14 protein-coding genes and 1 pseudogene are annotated in these 20,386 nt (G+C 46.4%); 6 read left to right on the plus strand and 9 right to left on the minus strand.

Annotation, left to right across the window (positions count from 1 at the left end):
* The first annotated feature begins 156 nt into the window (after positions 1-156).
* Positions 157-468: a hypothetical protein gene (locus tag QT994_RS00990; RefSeq protein ID WP_333171259.1), complete on the plus strand. Its 312-nt coding sequence runs from the start codon at positions 157-159 to the stop codon at positions 466-468.
* 87 nt (positions 469-555) lie between these two features.
* On the opposite strand, the gene QT994_RS00995 is transcribed toward QT994_RS00990, so the two are convergent.
* The 4 genes from QT994_RS00995 to hemW form a co-directional block, all read right to left on the minus strand.
* Positions 556-2,121 (minus strand): FAD-binding oxidoreductase, encoded by a 1,566-nt coding sequence (locus QT994_RS00995; protein ID WP_333170989.1) that lies wholly within the window; start codon positions 2,119-2,121, stop codon positions 556-558.
* 255 nt (positions 2,122-2,376) lie between these two features.
* Entirely contained in the window at positions 2,377-2,649 is a 273-nt protein-coding gene (locus QT994_RS01000) for a DUF1830 domain-containing protein (protein ID WP_333170991.1), read from the minus strand.
* Between the two features lie 102 nt (positions 2,650-2,751).
* Entirely contained in the window at positions 2,752-3,012 is a 261-nt protein-coding gene (locus tag QT994_RS01005; protein ID WP_333170994.1) for a hypothetical protein, read from the minus strand.
* A gap of 226 nt (positions 3,013-3,238) precedes the next feature.
* Positions 3,239-4,606, minus strand: a complete 1,368-nt coding sequence (gene hemW, locus QT994_RS01010) for a radical SAM family heme chaperone HemW (protein ID WP_333170997.1) — start codon at positions 4,604-4,606, stop codon at positions 3,239-3,241.
* Positions 4,607-4,981: 375 nt separating this feature from the next.
* On the opposite strand from hemW, the gene QT994_RS01015 reads away from it, so the two are divergent.
* Positions 4,982-6,061 (plus strand): PIN/TRAM domain-containing protein, encoded by a 1,080-nt coding sequence (locus QT994_RS01015; RefSeq protein WP_333170999.1) that lies wholly within the window; start codon positions 4,982-4,984, stop codon positions 6,059-6,061.
* 31 nt (positions 6,062-6,092) lie between these two features.
* On the opposite strand, the gene QT994_RS01020 is transcribed toward QT994_RS01015, so the two are convergent.
* From QT994_RS01020 to QT994_RS01030, 3 genes are all read right to left on the minus strand, one after another.
* Positions 6,093-6,323, minus strand: coding sequence for a hypothetical protein (locus tag QT994_RS01020; protein WP_333171001.1), 231 nt, complete (start codon positions 6,321-6,323; stop codon positions 6,093-6,095).
* Positions 6,324-6,354: 31 nt separating this feature from the next.
* Positions 6,355-6,927 (minus strand): Uma2 family endonuclease, encoded by a 573-nt coding sequence (locus QT994_RS01025; protein ID WP_333171002.1) that lies wholly within the window; start codon positions 6,925-6,927, stop codon positions 6,355-6,357.
* Between the two features lie 90 nt (positions 6,928-7,017).
* Positions 7,018-9,228 (minus strand): Tex family protein, encoded by a 2,211-nt coding sequence (locus tag QT994_RS01030; RefSeq protein WP_333171004.1) that lies wholly within the window; start codon positions 9,226-9,228, stop codon positions 7,018-7,020.
* A 162-nt stretch (positions 9,229-9,390) separates the two neighbouring features.
* Between QT994_RS01030 and QT994_RS01035 the strand changes: the two are divergent.
* Positions 9,391-10,230: pseudogene (locus QT994_RS01035) on the plus strand (Uma2 family endonuclease).
* A gap of 55 nt (positions 10,231-10,285) precedes the next feature.
* Here the strand turns inward: QT994_RS01035 and QT994_RS01040 are convergent.
* Together QT994_RS01040 and QT994_RS01045 are read right to left on the minus strand one after the other, a co-directional pair.
* Complete coding sequence (locus QT994_RS01040) at positions 10,286-11,263, minus strand: class II fructose-bisphosphate aldolase (protein WP_333171007.1); 978 nt, start codon at positions 11,261-11,263, stop codon at positions 10,286-10,288.
* Between the two features lie 300 nt (positions 11,264-11,563).
* The gene (locus tag QT994_RS01045) at positions 11,564-12,298 is read right to left on the minus strand and encodes a phosphoadenylyl-sulfate reductase (protein WP_333171009.1); all 735 of its coding nucleotides are present in this window, start codon (positions 12,296-12,298) and stop codon (positions 11,564-11,566) included.
* A 928-nt stretch (positions 12,299-13,226) separates the two neighbouring features.
* Between QT994_RS01045 and QT994_RS01050 the strand changes: the two genes are divergently transcribed.
* From QT994_RS01050 to QT994_RS01060, 3 genes are all read left to right on the plus strand, one after another.
* Positions 13,227-13,592, plus strand: coding sequence for a response regulator (locus tag QT994_RS01050; RefSeq protein ID WP_333048274.1), 366 nt, complete (start codon positions 13,227-13,229; stop codon positions 13,590-13,592).
* A gap of 256 nt (positions 13,593-13,848) precedes the next feature.
* Entirely contained in the window at positions 13,849-14,352 is a 504-nt protein-coding gene (locus QT994_RS01055) for a chemotaxis protein CheW (RefSeq protein WP_333171011.1), read from the plus strand.
* Positions 14,353-14,442: 90 nt separating this feature from the next.
* Positions 14,443-20,235: a PAS domain S-box protein gene (locus QT994_RS01060; protein WP_333171015.1), complete on the plus strand. Its 5,793-nt coding sequence runs from the start codon at positions 14,443-14,445 to the stop codon at positions 20,233-20,235.
* Positions 20,236-20,386 lie beyond the last annotated feature (151 nt).

Consider the following 20,386-nt stretch of genomic DNA (forward strand, 5'->3'; position numbering starts at 1 on the left):
GGATTAAGCGTGCAAATTCGCACGCGGCTGACTAAAGACGTAAAGCAGCGTTGGGGAGTTTTCGCCTATGCTTTTACTGCTTTGTAGAGCATTTTGTCACCGCGATTGTTTAGAGTACAAATTAAGGTAAAAGACTAATCTTTTAATGTTAAAACTATTCAAATTGCCATTGGCAACGGCCGCTACTATGGCGGTGGCATGACAGTTTCCGAGGATGCCACAATCGACGACAGGCGACTAGATTTGTATAGTTTGGAAACAAAAGACTGGTGGGAAATCATTGCTTTGCTGCCGGCTATGAGGCAAGGAAATAATACCAGTTGGTCTAACGTTCGCGCCTTGCACGCTCAAGAATTTGAGGTTAATACTAGCAAACGCCGTCCGATTAATACCGACGGTGAAATCACAACTTACACGCCTGCAAAATTCCGAGTGATTCCTCAAGCTTTAGCAGTTATAGCTCCTTGATAACTCACAACTCATATATCACAAACAGGCTCTCCGGTCAGTGCTACAATCAATTTTATTGTGGAACAGGCCAGAGAGCCTGTTCACTTAATAATCGCCTCCAGCGCCGTATTGCCACGCTTCAACTAATCGGTGAAAATAGTATTGCTGTCCGGGTGCTAAATTTTTCACCTGCGGTTCTACGGCTTTCCCCAAAGGCTGCAATCCCGTATAAATTCCTAAATTTACATAATGAACCATCCAATCCAGCAAATTAGCTACTCCAACCTGCGGGATAATTTTCATAACTAATCCGGGATGGCTAATGGCTGTTTTAAACAGGGTTTTTGACAAAGCCGGAAACAGCACGATATCCTGGAGAAACGGTTTGAGCACCGGTTCTCCCAACTCTTCCATTACCTGAAATACGGCAGCCAAAAGTTGATTGATTTGATTGGGGTCTATTTTTTGATTCATCGCAGCACTCATTGAACGCTGAAACAACCAGGTAACTGATAGATTCGGCTGATAGGGTTGCAAAAGTGCGAGGGAATTTTTGTCGAGACTATCGCTTGTCAAAGCTTCCTCAATTCCTAGAGTCAAGCGTGTGAGGTGGCGTACCATTGCCCCGAAACCGCCGAAGCTGAGGGGGGATTGGCTACCACTGCTATCTCCGACTGGGAGTATGCGATTCCAAGGCGTTTTTAGAGGACTTTGGCGATAGCAGGGGAAGAATCCGTAAAGTGCTCTTTGGAATTTTAACTGTTCGAGTTCGACGTTTTGATATTGGGGAAGTAAGCGCAAATAGTCTTCAAATAATGTTTCTAAACTGAATCTTTCTGTGTCGGCATCTATGTAGGTAAATAAGTAGGTGGTGCGACCGTCTCTGGCTGGAAATGCTTCCCAAAAATATTGGCACTGATTTTGCATTGGGGTGAAGGATGCAAATATATCGCCAGTGTCGTTTTTGGGGTATCCTTGAGCGCAACTGCCGACTACTAAACATACGGCGTCGGGTTTTTTGCCTTGTCTTGCTTGGCGGACAATGGGCGAAAAATGTCCCATTGCGTCTAAAAATAATCGGGTTTTAAATAAAGTTGTAGCAGCTTGGATATCGGTACTAACCGATTCTATAGCGACTCCATCCGGGTGAATTGTAGCTGTTTTAAATAATGTATTTTCACTTAATTTGCCGCCAGCTTGGAGGAATCGCTGCTTGAGGGTTTCGAGGAGGTAAACAGGATCTATTCCGATGTTTAGTACGCCAGAAATCCAGATGTCGGGGGTGTTGGCAAAGCTGATGCGGGCGGGGTTGTATTCGGTGGCTATTGCTTTTTCTATCTCTTCAACAGATAGCAAATTTAGTTCTAAGAATGCGTCTAATTCTTTGCGAGAAATGTTCCATTCTTGGTCGCGTCCTCGCAGGATGCCGCGTTCTAGCAAGGCTACTCGCCAACCCCGCAGGACTAAGGCTGTACCGATTAATATTCCTAGGGTTCCACCGCCAATAACTATGTCGAAGTCGAGGGTTTCGAGGGGTTGTTGGCTGTGTTTGACTGCTTGGGGTGCTGGTGCGGTGTTTTGTTTGAGGTTTTCCCAGAGTCGATCGACCTTTCGCAGGCCTCCGAGGGCGTCTCCTGGCATTTGGGAGAGGATTTGTTCGGTGAGGGACATCGGGTTTTTATATTGAATAGTGTTGGATTTTATCTAATTTAGCTTAGATCAACACTTCCGACAGTTTCATTGCTGACAAATTAGGGCACTTATTCCGGGTTTCTACGAATTTTAGGCTTAATAACGAGAAATATACGAACAAACCGGGTTTCTGGGGTGGCGAGTGCGATCGCCCAATAAGTTTTTATCATCCAAATGAGAAACCTGGTGTCTGAAAAAACCGGGTTTCTCCTTGGTAAGTCTGGGGAATTATCTTCAATCAGCCGTGCTTAATTCTTCAACTCGCAGCCGATCGCACAAAATTCGCTCGCACACAATAGCACCCGTCTCCGCACTCCTGCAAACTTCTAACTGAGCTTCTGGCAGCGCTTCAAACAAAAAACGTTCCCCCGGAAAAACCGTCCGCTCAAAATACCAATTAGGAATATTTGTAATCCGAGCAATTTGCACTTTATTAGTATTATTAAGATACCAACACAAAATGCGCGATTGAGGTTCTGAAATTACCTGATTCAGTGTTAAATTCATGTTTTTAACTTGTTTGCAAAAGTGTGCTACCGAACAACGACTGGCCTAAGCTTACTATAGCATATCACCAGTTCAAAAAAAATTTTTAAACCTTTTTTTGAATTAATTAATAAAGACCCCGGAAGCAACCTTGCTGCCTTCCACGTGCTCCCAAGTAGGTGCAAAAGGCGGCATTGCTAAAGCGCAAGATTTCCATCCTCCCCGAACAGGTGCGTTCAACAATTGACAGTGACCGACTGAACCTCTCTGCACTTTATAGTGACCGCAAAAATTACACTGAGAAGTCGGATTGCAGCCGCGCTCCTTAATTACCAGATTCGGCTTGCTGTGGATGTTGTTGCGTTCGAGAGTTAGATTTTCCATCAAAGTATTTTTTAAATCTTCGCTCTCAAGTATGACAGCCGCATCTCAGTCCCTGCGTCTATCTCAAGGCTTAGTTCGCCTTTAAGATTTGTTTAGGGATCGATAGAAAATAGGTCATTTTTGACAATATAAAGCTAGGGAGCAATTGAATTTCTTTCGAGCCGCATTGGCGGCCCCGGCTTTAGCAACGATCGCGCTGGCATGGGATATACTTCCTCAGACAGAGCTAATTATCCTCGCCTAACTTGCTGAACAAATCGGCTAAAATTGTATTAGAAAATAAAAAACCTTCAGGATCGCTCAACCTCAAATTTCCCGACAGCGGGAGTTTCGCGCCCTCGCCTAAAGTTGCGTGAAGCGGAGCTATCCCGTAGGGAATCGCCTCATCCGCACTTATAATTTCCACCCATCCTTGTCGCCAGTAGGGCTGCAAACAATGCCAAATTTTATCAACCGTTTGCTGAGTAAACTTTTGAGTCAGCGCCGACAGGCTAACTCCTTCTGCTAAACGCAAACCTAGCATCAGCGTTTCTAACAAAATGTCATTTTCTGAGACTTGAAAATTTTGCTCAATTGCTGGTTCAATATCAGGCTGAGTTTCCCCCCCAATTTTTGGGGTAGCTTCAGAAGTGACAGAAGAGATCGATCGCACCCACTGATAATATTCTTGAGTTTTGCGAGGTCTAGTCAACCTTCGGCCTTCCACGTAACTCGCCGCCCCCATTCCCAAACCGTAATAAGGGCGATTTTCCCAATAAACGCGGTTGTGGCGGCACTGATAGCCCGATCGAGCGTAATTAGAAATTTCGTAATGTTCGTAGCCAGCCCCCGTCAGAATTTCCCTTGCTAAACGGTACATTCCAGCAGCGGTGTCATCTGCTGGTAGTGGCTGTGCGCCTGCTTCAAAGTAGCGCCCGAAAGCAGTTCCCTGCTCAACAATTAAGTCGTAAATCGACAGGTGAGTCGGGCTAATTTCCACCGCCGATTTCAGCGAAGCTTCCCATTGTTCTAAAGTTTGGTGGGGCAGTCCCGAAATCAGGTCTAAACTGAAATTGACAATACCAGCCGATCGCACTATTTCTACTGCTTCAAAAATATCAGCGACAGAGTGCGATCGCCCGCAAGCTTGCAGCAATTCATCCTGAAAAGCTTGCACTCCCAAACTAACTCGATTTACTCCCGCCGCTGCATATCCCCGCAACTGTTCTAAAGAAAACGTACCCGGGTCTATTTCGATAGAAATTTCCGCCTCAGCAGCAATCCCAAATTTGCTGTCGAGAGTCTCTAAAATATTGCTCAACTGACTGACTGAAAGCAGCGAAGGCGTGCCCCCACCAAAAAAAACTGTTTTCAGAGATGCGCCTAAATTTTTAGTTTCTTGAATTTCTTGACACAGTACAGCAACGTATTGCACAATTGTGCCGGAATTTTCGCCATTTTTGCGATCGCCCACCACAAAAACCGGAAAATCGCAGTAGTAACAGCGGCGACGACAAAAAGGTATGTGCAGGTAAGCCGAACTCGGAATGCCGGAATTTGTCGCTTGCACACTTTTTTTTAATTCAAATGTTAAATAATCGGTGGTAGGGTTCATTACAGATCAAGCCGAAAGCGCAACTTCAAATCTAAAGTTTTAATTAAACTATCATGAATAATTATGTATATTATGACATTTTCTTACCAAAAAAGCGCTGCGAACGATCGGCTCTTTTAATTTAACCTCGTACCATTTTTAATCGGTCACAATTCCCGAACAGCGCGCAGGGCGGTCTCTTCGCACTTCGTGCCTGCTTTCGGCCCGGCGTAGTAAATTCCGAGCGACTCCCTGGCACATCCCCTAAAGGGTACAACCGCGAAATATAAGTTTATGAAAATCCCTCAGTAAATATAGCGATATCCGACCAAAGCATGAAAACAAGTATCAGCACTGCAAAGATATAATGTGAATAAATTCATTAACCTAGAACTAATGCTAGACGCAATCATAATAATCTCATTCGTAATCGCAGGCGGAGGCATTGGCTATTACGGAGTCGAACTCCTGCCGAGCAACCTGCTACAGCAAGTTACAAATATACAAGGCTTAAGTTCTGTACTAGGTTCCTTTGGAGCATTAATCGGCTTCGTGATGGGATTAGTGGCTCAAACAACCTACCGGCGGCTGGAAAAACAAGTCCGCGATATGCCAGTGGAGATGCTGCTGACGCGGGCGATCGGCTTAATCATCGGACTGCTAGTAGCGAACTTAATGCTGGCTCCGCTATTCCTGCTGCCAATTCCCCGCGAGTTCGGCTTCATCAAACCTCTAGTCGCAGTCTTGGGCAGCGTCATGTTCGGCTTCACAGGCGTCAGCTTGACCGAAACTCACGGCCGCGCTTTCTTGCGACTGATCAACCCCAAAACCTTAGACACGGTGTTGGTAGCCGAAGGTACTTTCAAACCAGCCTCTGCCAAAGTAGTCGATACAAGCTGCATAATAGACGGCCGGATTGAAAACCTCCTAGAAACAGGTTTCCTCGAAGGTCAAATTATCGTGCCGCAATTCGTGCTCCAAGAACTGCAACTGGTAGCCGATTCCGCCAACGATCAAAAGCGAGTGCGCGGGCGCCGCGGCTTAGATGTACTCAACCGCATCAAAGAAACATATCCAGAACGGATTCAAATTCACTCGGCTGACTACGAAGATATTGCTACAGTCGATGCAAAATTAGTGCGATTTGCTTTGGATATCGACGGCATTTTGCTCACCAACGATTACAACTTATCGAAAGTAGCTACCGTCCAAAAACTGCCGGTTTTGAATATCAACGACTTGACTCATGCGGTGCGCCCGACTTATTTGCCCGGAGATACGATCGAACTAAAAATCCGCAAAGAAGGCAAAGAACCATCTCAGGGAATCGGTTACTTGGATGACGGCACAATGGTAGTAGTAGAAGCAGGCAGCAGCTATGTCGGCGGCGAAGCCCGAGTCGTAGTCACCAGCGCCCTACAAACCAGCGCCGGCCGCATGATTTTTGCCCGCCCTCAAGAGTCCGTAATTGCTTGAAACAAAGTAACAATGGCCAGAGCAATCAGAATCAAATATTGCGATCGCTGTTCCCAATCTGCCCCGACTCTCTACCGCGCCCGGTATGACGAGTCGGGGCAGTGGTTTTTTCTGTGTCTTCAATGTTGGGAATCGGTAAGCGCAAACAATCCTTTTTACTTCTACGGCGGCACTTGGAAAGCCACCAAGAAAAAATAGCAATTATCCGCTTCTTCTTCTTTTCTCTTCCTTCGCGTCTTTCGCGTCTTCGCGGTTCCATCATCTCAATATCAGTGATTCAGGAGTAATTAAAATCAACCAATGCCGATCGCATATTGATATATTGAGGCGATTGCACAGCTAAAATTAACGCTAGCAAACTGAACTTCTTGCCCTTGAGTGTAAGGATAAAGCACCCACAAACCCTCTGCATTCCGTCGAAAACACTCTACACTAACTCTTTCTTGATTGATTAATACATACTCTTGCAAAGTTTCGGAAGTACGGTAATCTGCAAATTTATCGCCTCTGTCAAAAGCCGCTGTTGTCGGCGATAAAACTTCGACAATTAAGCGCGGGTAGCGAATGAAATCTTCAGCAGTATTTCTGTCCCGTTCATCGCAAGTCACCGCGACATCGGGATAATAATAAAAATTAGATGTCTCGCTCCGAACTTTCATATCTGCTATATAAGCTATACAACCACTTTCCTGAACATGGTTTCTCAAAAGTGCAAACACGTTCCCCGTAATGATGACATGAGCTTTGCTTGCCCCTGCCATTGCATAGGTTTCACCTTGCCTGTACTCGTGTTTGATGGGACTGACTTTCTCGCCTGCTAAATAATCTTCAGGAGAGACGTAGGTGTCGCTTTTACTTGCAACCATATAATTTGGAGGTTGGTGAGGATTTCACTATTATAGCCGTAGCTTGCGGGGCGGGACGCCATCGCCCTTTTTCACCTTTCCCCCAAACTTTTAACGTCGGCGCGGGGCCGGAAGCCTCGCACTATTGCCATTTTGCGGTTGCGGTTTTTCTTGCAGCTTCATTGTCAAACTAACCCGCTTTAACTTCTCATTCACCTCCAAAACTCGCACTTTCACAACTTGTCCGACTTTAACAATCTGTTTGGGATCATCTACGAAGCGCTCGGCTAATTGAGAAACGTGAACCAAACCATCTTGGTGCACTCCCACATCAACAAAGGCTCCAAAGTTAGCTACATTCGTGATTATGCCTTCTAATTCCATCCCAACTTGCAAATCCGATATTTCTTTGATTCCTGCTTGGAAAGTGGCATATTTAAACTCGGCTCGCGGGTCTCTTCCCGGTTTTTCTAGTTCGGAAATAATGTCTCGGAGTGTTGGTTCTCCGACTTTTTCGGTGACATATTTCTTGATGTTTACAGTCTTGATTTTTTCCGAAATTTGTGTTATTCCTGTCAGCGGCAAGTCTAAATCCTTGGCGATCGCCTGCACTACAGGATAACTTTCTGGATGAACTGCTGTATTGTCCAGGGGGTTTTCGCCGCCGCGAATGCGGAGAAATCCGGCTGCTTGTTCAAAAGCTTTTGGCCCGAGTTTTGGAACTTTCAGCAGTTGGCGGCGATTTTTAAACGCGCCGTTTTCGTTGCGGTAATTGACGATATTTTTGGCAACTGTTGCCGTCATTCCTGACACAAATGTCAGCAGTTCTTTGGAGGCTGTGTTTAAGTCAACTCCGACATAATTAACGCAGCTTTCGACTGTTTCGTCGAGTTTCTTTTTGAGCAGTTTTTGGTCAACGTCGTGCTGATATTGACCGACTCCTATTGATTTCGGGTCGATTTTGACGAGTTCGGCGAGGGGGTCTTGCAAGCGCCGTCCGATGCTGACTGCGCCGCGAACGGTGATGTCGAGATCGGGAAATTCGGCGATCGCCACATCGCTTGCTGAATAAATCGATGCACCCGATTCGTTCACCATGACTTTAATCGGTTTCCTGTCCATTTCTGCCAAAACTTCCGAAACAAATTCGTCTGTTTCCCGGGAAGCTGTACCGTTGCCGATCGCGATTAATTCAATTTTATATTTTTCAATTAAATGCTTGACAATTTTACCAGCTTGCTGTCGCTGAGCGGCTGCTTGGTGAGGGAAAATTGCTTGATATTCTAAAAATTGCCCGGTTTCATCGAGGGCGGAAACTTTGCACCCCGTGCGAAATCCCGGATCGATCGCCAGTGTCGGTTTCATTCCCGCCGGCGCCGACAGCAGCAACTCGCGGAGGTTGGTTTCAAAAGTGGCGATCGACTCGATATCAGCGACGGCTTTGTTGTGCGATCGTACTTCTGTAATTAACGAAGTCTTCATCAGTCGGTTGAAGGCATCCTTCAAGGTCGATCGATAAAACTCTTTAACTTCCGGTATCCTAGTTCTAATTTCCTGAGCTTCCAAATAAGCCATCACTGCGAATTCATCAAAGGCCAGTTCCAAATCTAAGACTCCTTCCGTTTCCCCGCGAAACAGCGCTAACATATTGTGCGATTGAACGCTTCTCGCAGCAACTTGGTAATTGCGGTACATTTCAAATTTAGTGCTTCCTTCCGGGAAATCATCTTTAATTTTCGAGACAAAGACTCCGGTTTTCATTAAAAACTCTCGCAAATAAGCCCGCAATTCTGCTTTTTCCGAAACCGCTTCCGCCAAAATATCCGCAGCACCTTTGAGAGCTTCTTCTGCTGTTTTAACTCCCTTTTCTTCCGAAACATATTTACCTGCTTCCGCCTCAAAGTCGGCTGGTTTAGCCGTCGGTAAGTTCAGAGACTTGATAAAATTTGCCAGCGGTTCCAAACCTTTTTCCCTAGCAATTGTCGCTCGCGTCCGCCGCTTGGGTTTGTAAGGCAGATAAAGGTCTTCTAGTTCGTTTTTTTGCAAACACGATTCGATTTTAGCTTGCAGTTCTTCAGTGAGTTTACCCTGAGAGCTAATCGTCTCTAAAATAGACTTTTTGCGCTCTTCAATTTCCGTCAAATATGTGAAGCGGTCGGAGATATCGCGCAACTGAATTTCATTCAGCAAATCTGTGCGTTCTTTGCGGTAGCGGGCAATAAACGGAATAGTTGCTCCCTCTGCGAAAAGTTCCAGAGCATTATTGACTTGGGATAGTTTGATGGAAAGTTCTTGGGCAATTAGTTGAGGAATGTCGATCATAGTGCAGAAATTCGGGTCAGTCGATTTGAGATATTAGATTTGAGGTTGACTTCACGGAAGAGAGAAAGAAAAGTTTGAAATAAACGTTTTACAGGGTGTTGGCGCTCGTCCTGCAAGTATAAAAATGATGTTAGCATAAATGCAGTCATTTCTCAATATTATATGTTTCCTTTTAAATATCCTGTGCCGCAAACAGATCCGCCGCGATCGCCCAGAGAAACGCTGCCGACGATGTACGATTTACCCAGCGAAGACCCGGAGGAACCTGGTTTACCTGACGAATTTCACGATTTACAGCCGCAGTTGTTGAGCCTGACGTTTCGACCTCGGAATTATCCGGCTTCTGAGATATTTAGCGGCACCGACATGAACCTTTATTATGACGTGCATCACACTTTGTGGCACAAGCGGCCGGATTGGTTTGGAGTTGTGGGAGTTTCCCGACTTTACGATCGCTCGGAACTGCGGATGAGTTATGTTACTTGGCAGGAAGGCGTGAATCCTTTTGTAATTGTAGAACTGCTTTCGCCGGGAACGGAAAAAGAAGATTTAGGCGACAATACCGATGAGGAAAAGTTGCCACCTCAGTCGGGAAACACTGCGAGTAACGGGCAAGTTTTGGAGGCCGAGACGAAGGAGTAACCGCCGAGAAAATGGGAGGTTTACGAGCAAATTTTGCGGGTTCCTATTTATGCCGTTTTCAGTCGCTATACTAACAAATTGCGAGTGTTTGAATTGAAGGGCGGACACTATCAAGAATTAGAATTGCCCGAGTCGCGAGTGTGGATTCCTGACCTAAGTTTAGGCTTGGGTTTGTGGCAAGGCGAGTTTCAGGGAATCGATCGACTGTGGTTGCGCTGGTATGATGTGGATGGCAATTGGATTCTGACTGAAGCGGAACAGCAACGGCAGCGGGCTGAGTCAGCGGAAGCTCAATTGCAGTCTTTAATTCGGCGGCTGCGGGAATCTGGCATCGATCCCGATCGATTTTTAAACGGTTAAATAGGACTGAAGTCCTGACTAAAAACTGGTTCGCCGTCAGGACTTTAGTTTTTTTTTACTTCAACATAAGACTCAAGGCCTCACTATACACAGGCTTTAACATTTGATCAAAACTTGATTGGTTGCGGCTTCCTTGTTTTTTGCTGGTTCTCTTGGGAGTCAACTCATCCGCGTAGGGAGATTGATGCAAATAAGCTTTACCAACAGAACCGAAAAGTTGCAGTTTGTCAGCAATGACCGATTGCATGGCCTCGATAGCTTTTTCCATTATTTCCAACAAATCCGGATGTGGCTCAGAAATGTTACTTTTTAACACGTCCATATAAGCTTCGCGAACTTCCGTATTCACATTAAATTTAGATACTCCGAATTCAATACATTGATGAATCATTGAGTCCGGCAAACCGCTAGAACCGTGCATCACTAACGGCACTGAAACAGCAGCCCGGATTTTTGCCAGACGCGGAAAATCGAGTTTTGGTTGGCTTAAATATTTGCCGTGAACGTTACCAATCGTTACGGCTAAAAAATCTACCTTAGTTTCTTTAATAAACTCTACTGCTGCTACTGGATCGGTCATCCTTGCGGCTTTCTCATCGATTGTCAAACCTTCTTCCCTGCCACTAATTCTGCCGATTTCGGCTTCAACTGCCGCACCGTTAGCGTGGGATAATTTAGTCATTTCCCGGGTAAATATTAAGTTTTGTTCGTAGGACAAAGGAGAACCGTCTGCCATAACTGATTTAATGCCAGCGGCTAGACCGATGTGAATGTCTTTTTCTGAGGTGCCGTGATCTAAGTGTACTGCGATCGGCACTAAAGATGTGCGGGCTGCTTTGATGCACAGCGCGACTAAAGGCGATTTTCCGTATAGGAGGGCGCTGGGATGAAGTTGCAGTATCGCAGGACTGTCCAGCGCTTCGGCCGCATTGATGACGGCTTTTACTCCTTCTAGGTTGTAGACGTTAAAAGCGCCGATCGCATAAGCCTTCCTCCGGGCAGTGTTCAGCAATTCGCGAGTGGAGACGAGCATAATAGTACCTGCTTTAAAAACTTTTCTGAATGTTGATCATTCTATCAAAGTTCAAGGGCAAGCTCAGCGTAATTGGTGTTTATTTTAATTGCGAATTCTTCGACTAGAATTTATTCTGAATGTCGATCATTATCTCAAAGTTCAACGAGAAACTCAGCTTAATTTGTGTTTATTTTAATTGCGAATTCTTCGGCTACGATTTATGTGAAGTGCATTTATTCTTGGGTTGGGTAAGGTGCGCCTAGCGCACCCTACTATTTGTTTGGTGCGCCTAGCGCACCAAACTCCTTAAGTGATTTACTATTTTTGGGCGTTACCAGCGTGCAAACCGCACTCTTTTACGGTCGCTTCTTCCCACCACCAGCGACCTTCGCGTTCGTGTTGGTTCGGCAATACCGGCTTCGTACAAGGTTCGCAACCAATGCTTACAAAACCGCGTTCGTGCAACTTGTTATAAGGCACCTCCAAAGCGCGAATGTATTCCCAAACCTCTGCCGAAGACCAGTTTGCTAAGGGGTTAAATTTAATTAATTCATGGTCGGGAGTTGAGAATGCACTGTCAAATTCAATGACCGGAATACCGTTGCGGGTACTGGGACTTTGGTCTTTCCGCTGACCGGTAATCCAAGCATCGAGAGTATTCAGTTTGCGGCGCAGCGGCTTGACTTTCCGCACGCCACAGCATTCTTTGTGACCGTCTTGATAAAAACTAAACAATCCCTTTTCTTCTACTAGGGCTTGTACTTCTGCTGCATCGGGAAACATTACTTCTAATTTAATGCCGTAATGTTTTCTGACTTGATCCAAAAACTGATAGGTTTCTGAGTGCAATCGTCCGGTGTCTAGGGTGAAAACGCGGAAGTTTTTAGTAATTTTTGACGCCATATCGATCAGAACTACATCTTCAGCCCCGCTGAAAGAAATGGAGATATTGTCAAAATTTTCTAGGGCAAATTTGAGAATGTCTCGCGGTGTTTTTTGACTGTATTCTGCTTCGAGCGCGGCAATGTTGAGATTTCTTTGGATGGCAACCATATTTTCGGGTTTTCGGTGTTCTTTTCCTCTAGCCCTTTATTATAGCCGATCGCCGTCTCTCCCTCACCGACTAATTTGACACTCAAGCAATGTCGTCCGAGGCCCCCGGATTCATCAGTGAAGCGAGAAAAAAGCTCGGACTGCTCATCACCCGTCCCCGGATTTATCAGTGAGAGCGCTTTCTTCTATTCTAAAATCTAAAATCTAAAATCGATTGACCGCTTCTTGCAGCAGTCTTTGCTGCTGGGTCCCCAATCAAGTTCAAGGATGGCGATCGCCTGCTGGTAGTAGTTTTGATGAACCCAACACTCCTCTACTGGGTAAAATGGGACTGCCGGGCGATCCATTGAATTTGCCCCCCAATTATAAATCCTAGACCATAAAATTATTTAAATGTCCTTGTTACTATCCTCTATTTTGACTTGTCTCATTAATAAAATAATAGCGCTTACTAAGCGAACTTCGGCTGTTTGTTTTTTTTATAAAGGAATTACCTTAACACCCGTAATAAGACCGCTATAAATACTTCTAAAATGCTGTCAATAGCGCTAATTTACAAAATAGCGAATTATTTTTTAGGCACTGCTCTAAACTAGGTGAGGGGGAATAAAGCTAAAACAATATCCTAGAAAATCCGGCTTTGGTGTTCCCCTCGATTTTTCTACTAAGACCTGTTGGTTTTCAAACCGCGAATTACCAATGATTAATTACTAATTACCGATTAATTTATTCAGGGTGATTCCGTTAGCCAAGTAAATTTTTCTCGCTTTTTATCGCTGACAGCTAACCTTCAGCCATAGGATCGGCTATATTGTATCTGGAAGTACATTAATTTGTTAGCAAAGCGGTCTAGTCTCACCGTCACCAGTCGCGGCCGCTTCTGAATAAACGTAGTCCCTCGTCAATAAGAGCAAGGAAGTGTGGAATTATGTCAAAAATTTTAGTAGTGGACGACGTTAAGAGCGAACTAGAAATCATCTGTCGCATTCTTCAAGATGCCGGACTGGACGTGATCCGGGCAGGTGACGGCGAAGAAGCGATCGCCATGATCCGCAAAACCCCTCCGGCTTTGGTCGTTTTAGATGTAGTGATGCCACGAATGAACGGGTTTGAAGTGATCAGAGAATTGCGGGGCGATCGCGCAACTGCCAAATTGCCCGTAGTATTTTGTACTCATAAAAACACCGAGATCGATAAAGCTTGGGGAACCGATTTAGGCGCGGACGCTTACGTTAGCAAACCCTTTGAACCTCAGCAACTCGTGCACATAGTGCAGCGTCTGCTTTCCGCGTAATCCGAATATAAAGTGATCGGTAGCTTTCCAAAAAATATTATACCGATAAACCCCGTTTTTTTTAATAAACTGGGTTTTTGACTTCCATAAAAGTTTATGTTTAATGATAGCAACCTGCTTATTTGCCAATCGGCGATTTATTTAACAGAAAGATTTGACGCACCCAAACTGATGCAGAAAAACTAGATCGGCGATCGGCTTTAGGGTCAAAGCAAAATTATAATTTGTAAGCTACACTATAAACTAAAAATAAGCCATGAAAATAACGGCTCCCCCGGCTGGGGAGAATCAGACAAGTATAACAAAGCAATTTCTCCTGTTCGGTCAAGGAGACAGTCTGTTCGCCATAGACTTAGAGGCAGTGCGGGAAGTCCTTTCCCTCAAGGAACAACCGATTTCGCTGGTTCCTAACACCCTGCCATTTTTGCTGGGATTAACCAACTTGCGGGGCGAAATCTTAGCAGCAGCAGACTTCGGACTGTTCGTCGGTATTGAGTCGGTTGACCTCTACCACCCAAACAGTCGCATCTTAGTTGTAGAAGCGCCCGATCCACGAGACGTGAGATTGTTGTCGAGAATCAGCCTGGGATTAGCCGTCTCCCGCGTCGAAGGAGTTTTACCTCTCAATCCCGATCGCATTGTCTCAGCCCTAGATGTCAGTCCCGACCTAGCTCCTTTTTTAAAAGGTCTGTACAATTCCCAAGGACGCTTGCTAATGATTGTCGATGTAGAAGCGATCGCCCATTCCGAACGCTGGTAAAAATCCAGCATACACATAAGTCTGCAACGGCTTTGCATCTATAAATTTAACTAACGATCGCCCGCATCCGATTTGCCAATCCTTAATTTTATGATCAAACTTCTCTATACCTGGATCGCAACAACTTTCACCCTGACATTGCCTGACTTGTCCCCATCGCTGTTAGCTGGGGCTGCTAATGTCATCATTTCTGGATGTTACTTTGCCATCGCTTGGCTAATCAGCTTAGCTATGTGGCGAAACCGTCAATTCGGGTTCGACATCTTCGCCACAGCCACAGCAGGCATATTTTGGACTTGCGCTTTCGGCCACAGCGGCCACGCCGCCGAATACATAGGACTGCCGCACTCTCCCGTGGTGCAAACTGTGTTCGATTGGATCACTGTAATTGCGGCGATCGCTTTTTTAAGTTTGTCCAACCGCTACGGCTTCTTAGTAGGTTCCACCCGCATCCTTAACGCTAAAAAAGAAACCGAACAAGCGCTGAGCGAAACTACCCAGCGATTTCACGCAATCTTCGACCAAGCTTTTCAAGCGATCGCATTATTGGAGGCAGACGGTACTCTGATCGAAGCCAATCAGACAGCGCTAAAATTGGGCAATTTCCCCGTATCAGAAGTGCAGGGGCTGAAATTTTGGCTGACACCAGGGTGGGCATCATCCCCAACAAACCAGCAGCGCCTAAAAACGAACATTCAACAAGTTTCGGTCGGTAATTTTGTCCGGGAAGAATACGAAATCACCGGAGCTAACAACCAGGTAACAGTAATTGACTTGTCGTTGAAGCCGCTGTTAAATGCAACAGGAGAAGTATTTCAAATCCTCGCAGAAGGCCGGGAGATTACCAAGCGTAAACAGGCCCAATTCGCCTTGCAGCAGCTAAGCGCCGAACTAGAGCAGCGAGTGAATAAAAGAACCGAGCAGCTCCTGCAAACTAACGCACAATTGGAACAGGAAATTCGCGAGCGCACCGCAGTCCAAGAGCAATTAAAAGCCTCAGAACAATTCTTAAACAACATCCTCAACAGCATCCCCGACCCGATTTACGTCAAAGACCAACAGCGCCGCTGGCTAACATTAAATGATGCCTTTTGTCAATACATAGGTCACAGCAGAGAAGAACTAATTGGCAAATGCTACGACAATTTTTTGCCCAAAGAGGAAGCAGAGAAATATCGAGAAAAAGATGAATTAGTTTTATTGACAAATACCAGCATCGAAGTCCAAAAAAAACTCACAGACACAGCAGGAAACACTCGCCTTTTCTCGGCCAAAAAATCTACCTTTCTAGATGCCTGTGGCAGCAAAATCCTTGTCTGCGCCATGACAGAAATCACCAAGCGTGTGCAAATGGAAGAACAACTGCGACACACACTCGCAGAAGCAGAAAGCTCCCAAAGCTTGCTGCGTACAGTCATTGACGCCACCCCAGACTGCATCTTTGTCAAAGATCGAAACTCGCGCTATACCCTAGTCAATGCAGGTTTCGCCACCGCCTTCGGCAAAACTCAAGCAGAAATTATCGGCAAAGATGACGCAGAAATCGGCATATCGGTCGATCGAATCTTTGGCAGTTTCCAAGCCCAAACCGATTTCCAGAACCCAATCCAAAACTTCCGGGCAGACAACCATCTCGCCCCGAACTCCAACGACTTAGCCACCTTAGCCGACGGCAAAGTACACACCTTCGACACCCAGAAATTGCCCCTCAAAGATGCAGAAGGCAATATTTTAGGAATGCTCGGCTTGGCGCGCGACATCACACAGCGCCGCAAATCTGAAAAAGAACTATTGCGGTTCAAAGAAATTTTAGAAACCACAACAGACTGGGTAGGCATAGCCGACACCCAACAGCGCGGCATTTATCTCAACCGCGCAGCCAGAGAAATGTTGGGAGTTGGCGAGGACACAGATTTAACCGGAATCAGCATTTCTGACCTGACATCCCCCAAAAGTATCGACACTATTGTGAACGTCGGTATCCCCGCAGCTTGCCGGGACGGGGCGTGGAGTGGCGAGACTGTTTGGCAGAGTTTAGACGGCGAAGAAATACCAGTTTCTCAAGTAATTGTTGCCCACAAATCCGAGAATTCAGAAGTTGAATTTGTCTCAACGATCGCCCGCAACATTACAGAACGCAAGCGCGCAGAAGAAGCATTGCAGCAGAACTTACAAATGCTCGACCTTGCCAGTGACGCCTTGATCGTTCGGGATATGGAGGGCACGATTAATTATTGGAGTCAGGGAGCCGAACGGATGTACGGCTGGACAAAAAAAGCAGCCTGGGGGAAAGTCACCCATACTCTATTGCACACCATTTTTCCCCAGCCTTTAGCAGCTATCTCGGCACAGTTAGAAGAGCAGGATTATTGGGAAGGAGAACTAATTCATACCACCAATGATGACACCAAAATCACCGTATTCAGCCGCTGGAATTTGCAGCGAGACGAACAGGGAAAACCGAAAGCAATTTTAGAAACTAACAACGATATCACGGAGCGGAAGCAAGCCGAAATCGAAAAGCAAAGATTGATTTCGATCGTAGAAAGCAGCTCGGATTTTATCGGCACGGCAACCCTGGAGGGAGAGGCAACATACCTGAATCTCGCTGGAATGAAACTCGTAGGATTGCCAAATATTGAAGAAGTCAAAAGCAAAAATGTTTATGAGTTCTTCTGTGCAGAAGATGTTAAGTTTTTCCAAGAAGAAATCCTGCCGCCTACTGTGCGAGACGGTTTTTGGCAGGGTGAATTCCGCTTGAAGAACTTTCAAACCGGCGAAAACATTCCGGTTGACTTCACCATATTTACCGTCAAAAACCCAGAAACTGGTGAGCCTATGGGGTTGGCAACAGTTACTCGCGACATCAGCGATCGCAAACGTGCAGAAGAGATGCTGCGCGATCGCGAAAGACTATTCCGAGCCATTTTCGACCAATCGTTCCAATTCATAGGTCTGCTCAAACCGGACGGCACCGTTTTGGAAGCCAACCAAACAGCCCTGGCCGCCGCAGGCCTGCGGAGCGAAGAAATAATAGGCACTCCGTTTTCGGAAACCCTGTGGTGGCAGATTTCCCCGGAAACCAAGCAACAGATACGAGAAGCGATCGCCCTGGCCGCGGCCGGCGAAGTAGTCCGTTACGAAGTGGATGTGCTAGTTGCCAACGGTGCAGTGGCGACCGTTGACTTCTCCATCAAACCCATCACAGACGACAGTGGCAAAGTCTTGATGCTAATTCCAGAAGGCCGCGACATTAGCGATCGCAAAGCCCTAGAACGAGAATTAGTTTTGCGTCAAAGCCGCTTTGACGCATTTTTCACAGCCGCCCCCACCTCAATGTGTATTTTTGACGAGCAGTTGCGCTTCGTGCAAGTCAACGAGAAATTAGCAGCAACCACCGGCGTCTCAGTTGCCGAACACTTCGGTAAGACGGTGAGGGAAGTTATACCCGAAATGAGCGATACCCAAGTGCCGATGTTGCAGCAGATTCTCGCCACCAACCAACCGTTGTTAAACGTTGAGGTATCGGGATCATTCTTCAACGAACCGGGCGTCCTGCGAGATTGGCTGGCGTCATACTTTCCTTTGCCCGGATCTGACGGCAAACCCATCGGTATCGGGGCTGTGGCGATCGAAATTACCGATCGCAAAAAAGCAGAAGAAGAGCGCGATCGATTTTTTACCCTTTCCCTAGACTTGATTTGTATTATAGGTTTTGAAGGCAAATTCATTCGCATCAATCCCGCTTGGGAAAAGACACTCGGTTACAAGGCGCATGAACTTGAAGACAACTATTATATCGATTTAGTCCATCCAGACGATCACGAATCAACCCGAGAACAAGCAGAAAAAGTAGCCAGCGGCGCCGAAATAAAGTCTTATGAAAATCGCTACCGCTGCAAAGACGGTTCCTACAGGTGGCTGTCGTGGAAAGTGCGACCTGTAACCGAACAACAGCTCATGTATGCAGTCGCTCGCGACGTTACCGAAACCAAACAGGCGATGGTGCAACTGGAAAAAACAACAGCCCAATTAGCCAGTTCCGAAGACCAATTTCGCCAGCAAAGCAATCTCTTGCAACTGCTAATAAACAGCATTGGCGACGGCATAATTGCTGCCGACGAAAAAGGCAATTTTGTTTTGTTTAACCCCGCCGCCGAAGATATGTTTGGCATGGGTTCGACAGAGACTCTTCCCAACGAATGGTCGGCAAAATACGGTTTATTCTTGCCCGATACCGTAACTCCCTATCCCCCAGCCGAAATACCTTTAGCGCGCACGGTCCGAGGAGAAGCCGTTGACGACGTAGACCTTTTTACCCGCCACCCAGGCAAGCCAGAGGGCCTGTGGGTGAAAATTAACGGCCGGCCGCTCAAAGACGAAACGGGGGCGCTTAAAGGCGGCGTAGTCGTTTGCCGCAACGTCACCGAACAAAGAGCATCCCAGGAGCGAATGCAGCAGTTAGCCGAGGCACAGGAACGCTTGCTGCAAGAACTCAAAACGCGGCAAAATGCCCTAGACGAATCGGCGATCGTCAGCGAAACTGATGTCCAAGGCATGATTACCTACGTCAACGACGGATTCATTGAAATCTCCGGTTACAGCATAGGAGAACTCCTGCACCGCAACCACCGCCTCGTCAATTCCGGCTACCATCCCAAATCATTTTTTGAAGAAATGTGGGTGACAATTTCTCGCGGTTTGGTGTGGAAAGGGGAAATCAAAAACCGACGCAAAGATGGTTCGTTTTACTGGGTAGATTCGACGATATCCCCCATTTTTGATACCACCGGCACAATAGTCAAATATATCGCCATTCGCTTTGACATCACCGAGCGCAAAGAGGCAGAAGAACGATTAGAAAAATTGGCAGCAGAACGTAAAGCAGAAGCTGATTCTCTGACGCAGCAAGTCCTTAAATTGTTGGGAGAAATTAAAGGCGCGGCTCAAGGCGACTTGACAGTCAGGGCGGAAGTGACTAACGACGTTTTAGGTGCTGTCGCCGATTCTTTCAACTTCTTAATCGGTTCTCTGCGGAAAGTGGTAACGGGAATTCAAACTTTAGCCGAACAGGTAACATCTGCCACCGGCGAGTCGATTAACAATACCAGTCAACTCACCCAACAGGCGGAAATTCAAGCAGCAAAAATATCTGCCATCATGCGGGAAATCGAGCGGATTGTGAATTCGATTCGCGACGTGCGAGATGTTTCGGTGCGCGCCGAAACAGTCGCCCAGCAGTCTTCTCACACGGCTGAAGTCGGCGGTATGGCCGTCGATCGAGCTGTCGAAGGCATTAACGGGCTCCGGTTGACGATCGCCTCTACCTCGAAAATGATGAAGCGTTTGGGCGAATCTTCGCAGCAAATTGGCAAAATTGTGACTTCGATTTCTCAACTTGCTTCCCAAACTAATTTATTAGCTCTGAATGCTACTATTGAGGCGGCGCGAGCCGGCGAACAAGGTTTAGGCTTTGCAGTTGTTGCCGAAGAAGTGCGGAAGTTAGCAGAAAGATCGGCCGGCGCTACTGAGGAAATCTCCGAAATTGTCGGTACAATTCAAGAAGAAATCAGCCGCGTGATGAAGGCAATGGAATCGGGGACACTGGAGGTAGTGGAAGGCACTAAGCTAGCAAGCGAAGCTAAAACTCACCTCAATGCCATCATCGAAGTTAGTCGAGAAATGAATGCTTTGGTGCAGAATATTACTATCGCATCTGCCAAGCAAACTGTTTCGGCTGAGGGAATTGCTAACAGTATGCAGCAAGTCAACGAGATTGCGAATACGACCGCACAAAAAGGTGCGGATGTCAAAGCATCTTTGGACGAGTTGTCTGGTTCTCTGGGCCAATTGCAAAAGTCGGTGGCGAATTTCCGCAGTTAGTCAGTTGACGGTTGACGGTTGACGGTTGACGGTTGACTGTTGACGGTTGACGGTTGACTGTTATACGAATCACTAATAACTATCGTTGTTGCCGGCGCGGGTTGACAAATTTCCTGAATGCGAAGTTATAAATAATGGTGAACCCGGCCCA

Origin of the sequence: Microcoleus sp. S13_B4, assembly GCF_036700885.1 — a bacterium.
Taxonomy (GTDB): domain Bacteria; phylum Cyanobacteriota; class Cyanobacteriia; order Cyanobacteriales; family Microcoleaceae; genus Microcoleus.

What these genes read in the sequence shown, in the direction of transcription:
- QT994_RS01045 (WP_333171009.1), bottom strand. Translation starts at nt 12,298, where the DNA reads ATGGTTGCCATCCAAAGAAATCTCAACATTGCCGCGCTCGAAGCAGAA.
- hemW (WP_333170997.1), bottom strand. Translation starts at nt 4,606, where the DNA reads ATGAACCCTACCACCGATTATTTAACATTTGAATTAAAAAAAAGTGTG.
- QT994_RS00995 (WP_333170989.1), bottom strand. Translation starts at nt 2,121, where the DNA reads ATGTCCCTCACCGAACAAATCCTCTCCCAAATGCCAGGAGACGCCCTC.
- QT994_RS01040 (WP_333171007.1), bottom strand. Translation starts at nt 11,263, where the DNA reads ATGCTCGTCTCCACTCGCGAATTGCTGAACACTGCCCGGAGGAAGGCT.
- QT994_RS01050 (WP_333048274.1), top strand. Translation starts at nt 13,227, where the DNA reads ATGTCAAAAATTTTAGTAGTGGACGACGTTAAGAGCGAACTAGAAATC.
- QT994_RS01000 (WP_333170991.1), bottom strand. Translation starts at nt 2,649, where the DNA reads ATGAATTTAACACTGAATCAGGTAATTTCAGAACCTCAATCGCGCATT.
- QT994_RS01030 (WP_333171004.1), bottom strand. Translation starts at nt 9,228, where the DNA reads ATGATCGACATTCCTCAACTAATTGCCCAAGAACTTTCCATCAAACTA.
- QT994_RS01005 (WP_333170994.1), bottom strand. Translation starts at nt 3,012, where the DNA reads ATGGAAAATCTAACTCTCGAACGCAACAACATCCACAGCAAGCCGAAT.
- QT994_RS01055 (WP_333171011.1), top strand. Translation starts at nt 13,849, where the DNA reads ATGAAAATAACGGCTCCCCCGGCTGGGGAGAATCAGACAAGTATAACA.
- QT994_RS01020 (WP_333171001.1), bottom strand. Translation starts at nt 6,323, where the DNA reads ATGATGGAACCGCGAAGACGCGAAAGACGCGAAGGAAGAGAAAAGAAG.
- QT994_RS01015 (WP_333170999.1), top strand. Translation starts at nt 4,982, where the DNA reads ATGCTAGACGCAATCATAATAATCTCATTCGTAATCGCAGGCGGAGGC.
- QT994_RS01060 (WP_333171015.1), top strand. Translation starts at nt 14,443, where the DNA reads ATGATCAAACTTCTCTATACCTGGATCGCAACAACTTTCACCCTGACA.
- QT994_RS01025 (WP_333171002.1), bottom strand. Translation starts at nt 6,927, where the DNA reads ATGGTTGCAAGTAAAAGCGACACCTACGTCTCTCCTGAAGATTATTTA.